Source organism: Syntrophales bacterium (assembly GCA_030655775.1).
In the GTDB taxonomy this organism is placed as follows: Bacteria; Desulfobacterota; Syntrophia; order Syntrophales; family JADFWA01; genus JAUSPI01.
Map to the genome: position 1 here is coordinate 1 of JAUSPI010000054.1, position 6,075 is coordinate 6,075.

Annotated in this window: 5 protein-coding genes; 4 read left to right on the forward strand and 1 reads right to left on the reverse strand. The window is 43.3% G+C overall.

All coding sequences use genetic code 11. The annotated features are described in order from the left end of the window. From Q7J27_02825 to Q7J27_02840, 4 genes are all read left to right on the forward strand, one after another. Nucleotides 1-246: hypothetical protein (locus tag Q7J27_02825; GenBank protein ID MDO9528073.1), on the forward strand; the 246-nt coding region annotated here is incomplete at its 5' end. After that, nucleotides 243-1,043, forward strand: coding sequence for a hypothetical protein (locus Q7J27_02830; GenBank protein ID MDO9528074.1), 801 nt, complete (start codon nucleotides 243-245; stop codon nucleotides 1,041-1,043). The genes Q7J27_02825 and Q7J27_02830, both read left to right, overlap by 4 nt. Before the next feature lie 7 nt (nucleotides 1,044-1,050). After that, entirely contained in the window at nucleotides 1,051-2,856 is a 1,806-nt protein-coding gene (locus Q7J27_02835; GenBank protein MDO9528075.1) for a M14/M99 family metallopeptidase, read from the forward strand. 45 nt (nucleotides 2,857-2,901) lie between these two features. After that, entirely contained in the window at nucleotides 2,902-3,228 is a 327-nt protein-coding gene (locus tag Q7J27_02840; protein ID MDO9528076.1) for a polymer-forming cytoskeletal protein, read from the forward strand. A gap of 13 nt (nucleotides 3,229-3,241) precedes the next feature. Here the strand turns inward: Q7J27_02840 and polA are convergent, their stop codons facing one another. Beyond that, on the reverse strand, nucleotides 3,242-5,926 hold the full coding sequence (gene polA / locus Q7J27_02845; protein ID MDO9528077.1) for a DNA polymerase I: 2,685 nt from the start codon (nucleotides 5,924-5,926) through the stop codon (nucleotides 3,242-3,244). Nucleotides 5,927-6,075 lie beyond the last annotated feature (149 nt).

Here is a 6,075-nt window from a genome sequence, read left to right on the forward strand (position 1 = left end):
GCCCGTGAAATGAATTTAGACAGCTGGATATCTTACAAAACCGGACTGAAAAAGCATAATAAAAATATCAGCATCTGTATCAAAGATACTAAACTCTCTTCAGGCCGGGAGCGGGGCCTCGCAGTATTCTCACAGGAATACAATTCATCAAACTATAATGCCGCCGGAATTAAAAAACTTCGCTTGAAAAAAACAGGCGGTGAATGGAAGATTTATCGCGAAACATGGACAGCAAGTAAAGAATGATGGAACAAAAGAAAAAAAGTGACAAAAAAAGTTGGACCATTCTCGTAATCGGAGACAAAGAACGAATCCGTTCATTTGAAATTACAAAAGCGTTTATTGTTACCTTGATTGCAATCGCTCTCGGGCTCGTGACAGGCGTCACTGCTGCCTTGTGGTTCCACGACAGAGCGCAGCTTCCAACTCAAACAGAACTCGTTGAAAAACTTGAATATGCCCAAAACGGTCTAAAGACTATAGAAGAAGAAAACAGCGATCTTAAAGCCAAGGTTCAAATCCTAAAAGATGAGTTGATCTTAACAAAACAAAAATTGGAAAATACCATCCAATCAAAAAAATCTCCAGAAGTCTTACCATCAACTGATGCGAAAACGGATGCTTTGCGGGTAAAAGAGAAACCCTCAGCTCCTGAAACCGTTGACAAACCTTATGCGGTATCTATTGAAAATTTCAAGACAACCATTGATCAAACAGACAGTACCTGCAATTTCAATTTTACATTGAGGAATAAAGCTGATAGCAACATTACACTCTCCGGACATATCTTCGTTATCTTAAAATCCGATATTTCAGACATAGAATCGTGGCGCATCCATCCAAAAACAACTTTTAAAAATGGAAGGCCGCAGAATTTCAAAATAGGTGAGCGTTTTTCCATCTCCAGATTTAGAGGCATAAAAGGTAAAATCAGAAAAATACCTGTACAAAAGAGTTACGATTCAGTTTCGATATTAGTTTTTTCCGATGATGGCAACCTGGTCTTAGAAGAAAATATTGATTTAAAAACCCTTACAGAGTAATTATCAAATGTCTTTTCCCTTATACAGACACTCAACTTCATACCTCCGGCTAATATTTTTAGGTCTTCTGTTCTGTTCCTTGATTGGTCCAAACTCCGGTTGGTGCAGGAATACATTTGAAACACACTTCGCGGGGACAGATTATGAACTTAACGTCTACAAAATCCGCGGCAAATCACCTGGAAAAACGATCCTTATTATAGGTGGAATACAGGGCAATGAGCCTGGTGGATTCATGTCTGCAGATCTGTATGCCGACATGATATTAGAAAAGGGTAACCTGATAGTCGTACCTAGGGCTAACTTTTATTCTATCTTACTTAATCGCCGCCAGGTCAACGAAGACATGAACAGGAAATTTTCCGAACCATCCAGGAAAAATTATGAGGCACAGGTTGTATCAATCTTAAAACGACTAATTACTGAAAGTGACTGTCTTCTGAACCTCCACGATGGTTCGGGATTCTATGCAGACACCTGGCAAAGCCCTTTGAGAAACCCCAAGAGATTTGGCCAATCCATCATTGCTGACTGCGAAACTCACACCAACCCAGGGACAGGCAAAATCTTGAAATTGAAGGAAGCGGCCGAACAGGTAATTAGTGAAATAAATTCACATATTAAAGATACTGACCATCTTTTTCATTTCAATAATCATCGCACCAATGCTCCGGACACACCGCATCCGGAACAACGGAAATCTGCCACCTACTACGCCCTTTATAAATGTGGAATTCCGGCCTTCGGTATTGAAACCAGCAAATCGCTACCCTTAGAGCGTAGAATCTACCACCACAACCTCGCAATCAACGCCTTTATGAAGATATTAGGCGTAGAACCCGAGGTTCCCGGTATCATCCTGAATCCCCCAACTATAAAGTACGTGGTTGTTAAGGTGAATGACCAGGCACCAATTGTTGTCGCAAATGGGGAAACCCTGAATATATCCCCCGGAGATGTCGTCAAGGTTATACATTTAGAATCCAATTATGAACGCGGACTCAGCGCCGACATAGCGGAATACGGAACGATAAATGATATCAATAAATCCATTGCCATCAATCATCCAACTCAAATAATGATCCGTAAAGACCATTTAAAATGCGGGAAAATCAATATCGCCCTCACTGACAGCAATAAACCGCCAAAAACAATAACGACAAACCCTCATGTTGTTTATTTCAAAATTAAGATTAATGGAGAGGAAAAATACTTTCCCAATGGTGCTCACGTAAATATAATTAGAGGAGACACTGTTGAACTGGTTGATGTTGGAACAATACCTGAATCAACATCCGCCGGGATTATTGTCAATTTCAAGGGTTTTGTAGGTAATGACAATGTCAATACAGGAGAGGATCGGGGCTACATTATTCATACCGACAGAGATCTCTGGAAACGCTACTCTCTTTACAAAAACGGTCGACTATACCAGGCCGTCGTCACCAAAAACAATGACGTAATAGGTCGGCTCTTTATAGATATAGAGGAGCCCACCTTTGAATACGTAGTGATTCAGTTAAATGACATGGAAAAGCGGTGCTTCTTCCGCGATGATATCCTTTCAATATGTCATGATGATATAATTAAACTTATTGATATCAAAACAAACGTTCCAAAAAATTTGAATGTTATCGCATCCCTGAACGGGCATGGAGTAAAAATCCCCCTCCCCATAGGGAAGGCAATCTCTGCCGGAAAAATTACGCCTGTTAGCAGAATTACTATTAACAGAGCAAACATTCCCCTGGGTTCCATATTGTTGGACATAAAAGAGACACGGTTAACCCGGAAGTCGCAACAGAAACTGTAACAAGACGAAGAAAACTGCCGCAAACCGCATAAAGGAGAAAATCAGGTGAAAGCCAAACGGGAAAATGTGTCCATCATTAACAGGGATTGTAACCTTGAAGGAACCCTCGATTTTAAAGGCTATCTGATCGTGGTGGGAAGCATCAACGGAACATTAAACGCCGAGACCGTAGTTACAGAGGAAGATAGTCATATCCTGGCAAAGGCAAATGTAAACTCCATGACCATAGCCGGATATTTTGAAGGAGAAATGATTGTCACAGAAACTCTCACAATCTCAGGGACGGGTAACGTTAAAGCACGGATAAAATGCAACAAGCTGGCAATCGAAGAAGGCGGGGTTTTGAACGGCAATGTCACGTTTTTACGGTAAAATCTCTCTTCCATCAATGCGCCTCGTCCCAGTTCCTGCCGGAGGATATGTCTACCCTGAGGGGTACCTTAAGTTCGATAACCCCTTCCATCTCTTTCCTGACCAGATTTACGATCTCATCTTTTTCTTCCAGCGGAACTTCAAAGACAAGCTCGTCATGAACCTGCATAATCATTTCCGTAGAAAAATTTTCTTTCCTCAGGTGCTCTGCGATATTGAGCATCGCTACTTTGATCAGATCTGCGGCTGTACCCTGTATCGGGGCATTGATGGCAGTACGCTCGGCAAACTGGCGAATGGAGGCATTGCTGCTGTTTATTTCGGGAAGATATCTACGGCGATTCAGGAGTGTTGTCACAAATCCATCCCTCCTCGCATTTTCCAGAACCCCGTCCAAATATTCCTTGACCCTGTGGAATCTGTGAAAATATGCGTCAATGTATGTCTTTGCCTGCTTTTGGCTTATTCCCAACTCCCTCGATAACCCGAAGGGACTCATCCCGTAAATTATCCCAAAGTTGATCACCTTTGCCTGCCGTCTCATATCCGCGTTGATCATCTCGGGAAATATCCCGAAGATATCGGAAGCGGTTCTGGTATGAATATCTTCACCGGACTTGAAGGCGTTTACCAGGGTCTCATCACCGGCAAGGTGGGCTAAAACACGGAGTTCTATCTGGGAATAATCCGCGGAGACAATCTCACAGCCCTCCGGAGCAATAAATGCCTGCCGTATTTTCCTTCCCTCTATTGTCCGTACAGGAATATTCTGCAGATTCGGATTACTGCTGGAGAGTCTCCCCGTGGCGGTAACGGCCTGGTTATATGACGTATGGACTCTGCCCGTCTCTTTATTGACAAGCATCGGCAGTACATCAACATAGGTAGACTTCAGCTTTGCTATGCTCCTGTATGCCAAAATCTCCGCCGGAAGTTCATGTGTCGGGGCAAGATTAGCCAAAACCTCAACACTGGTAGAATAGCCTTCCTTCGTCTTTTTGCCCCTGGGAAGCCCATGTTTATCGAAGAGGATCACCTGTAACTGTTTGGGAGAGTTTATGTTGAATTTCTCGCCGGCCAATCGATAAATCTTTTCTCCTGAAATGGATATAAGATTCCCAAGCTGAAGCGACATCTCACCGAGCGACTTCACATTAATCAGGACACCTTTTCCGTCCATTGAGGCCAGAATCTCAACCAGGGGCATCTCTACATTCCAAAAGAGATCCCCTAATTCCCCGCTCTCAATTTTATCGGAAAGAAGTGAGGAAAGCCGAAGAATAAAATCTGCTCTCTGGCATGAATAAACTACAGCTTTTTCGAACGTAACCGCATTAAAGCCAATTGCCCTTGAACCGCTCCCAACCAATTCTTTCCTGGAGATAAGCTCAGAACCCAGGTGATCCCTGACGACATCGGTTAGATCATAGCCACGCTTTGATGGATTGAGGACATAAGAGGCTATCATCGTATCACAGTCTATTCCTGCAACCTTGATACCCTTTCTCGAGAGTATAATCAGGGAGTTTTTGATGTTGTGTCCGTGCTTTTTAATCCCTTCGTCAGAAAACAGCGGTGCAAGACTTTCCAGCACATACCCCGATTCAAGCTGCTGTGGCATTCCTTCATAGGAATGAGCAACCGGCACATAATATGCCTCTGCTTCCGCCGGGCAGATAGAAATTCCGACTATTTCAGCGAGCATCGGCATATCCGACGTCACTTCGAGATCAAAGGAAAATTCCTTGACGTCTTGAAGTCTCCTCAACAGAGCTTCAAATTCATCCGTTTTCAGGATTAAGGCATATTCTTTCTCCCCATATTCCTCTTCACTAATCTTCAATTCCTGGATTAAAGATGAAAACTCAAGCTCCTTAAATATCTCTTTTAAAAAATCGGTATCCGGTGCGGTACAATCCAAACGCTCCGGATCGAATTCAATCTCGGCATCCGTCTTTATAGTAGCCAGCTCCCGGCTCATCCTCGCCTGTTCCGCAAATTCCTTCAGGTTTTCCCTTACTCGTTTATTCCTCACCTTATCGGCATTCTTTAAAACCTCTTCGATCGTGCCAAATTCTTCAATCAATTTTAGTGCGGTCTTTTTCCCTACCCCTGGGACACCGGGGATATTATCCGACATATCCCCCATCAAACCGAGTATTTCCACCACCTTCTCAGGGGCAACCCCGAAGAATTCTTTGACTCCGTCGATATCATATGTTTTGTCTTTCATCGTATCGATTATTATAATATCATCCGATACGAGCTGCATAAAATCCTTGTCACCGGAGACGATTACCGTCTTCGTCCCTTTCCCGCTATGGATTTTAGCAAGCGTTCCTATAACATCATCAGCCTCCAGACCCTCCTTTTCCAGAACAGGAATAGAAAAACCCCTCACAATATCCTTGATAATCGGCACCTGCGGAATAAGCGTATCGGGCATCGGTTTCCGTGTTGCCTTATACTGGTCATAGGTCTCATTGCGGAATGTGGGGCCCTTTACGTCAAAGGCGACAGCGATATAATCCGGTTCCCAATCACGGCAGAGTTTCATCAGCATCTTGGTAAACCCGTAAATAGCATTCGTGGGAAACCCCTTCGAGTTGGAAAGTTCACTGATCGCATAAAAGGCACGATACATGTAATTACTGCCATCGACGAGAAAGAGAGTTGGTTTTTTTGTTTTTTCTGTCATGCTTTCTTAAGTGAATTACCCCGCCTACAAGGCGGGGCATCTTAAATCAAAACAATCTTAATTGCGTGGGAGTCGTTTCTTCCTCATGATGATATTGAATGTATTTCCTAATTACTTCAGACGTTACCTTGTCACCTACGGTGCGAACG

Coding starts and splice junctions, on each gene's coding strand:
- Q7J27_02835 (MDO9528075.1), top strand. CDS start 1,051: ATGTCTTTTCCCTTATACAGACACTCAACTTCATACCTCCGGCTAATA.
- polA (MDO9528077.1), bottom strand. CDS start 5,926: ATGACAGAAAAAACAAAAAAACCAACTCTCTTTCTCGTCGATGGCAGT.
- Q7J27_02830 (MDO9528074.1), top strand. CDS start 243: ATGATGGAACAAAAGAAAAAAAGTGACAAAAAAAGTTGGACCATTCTC.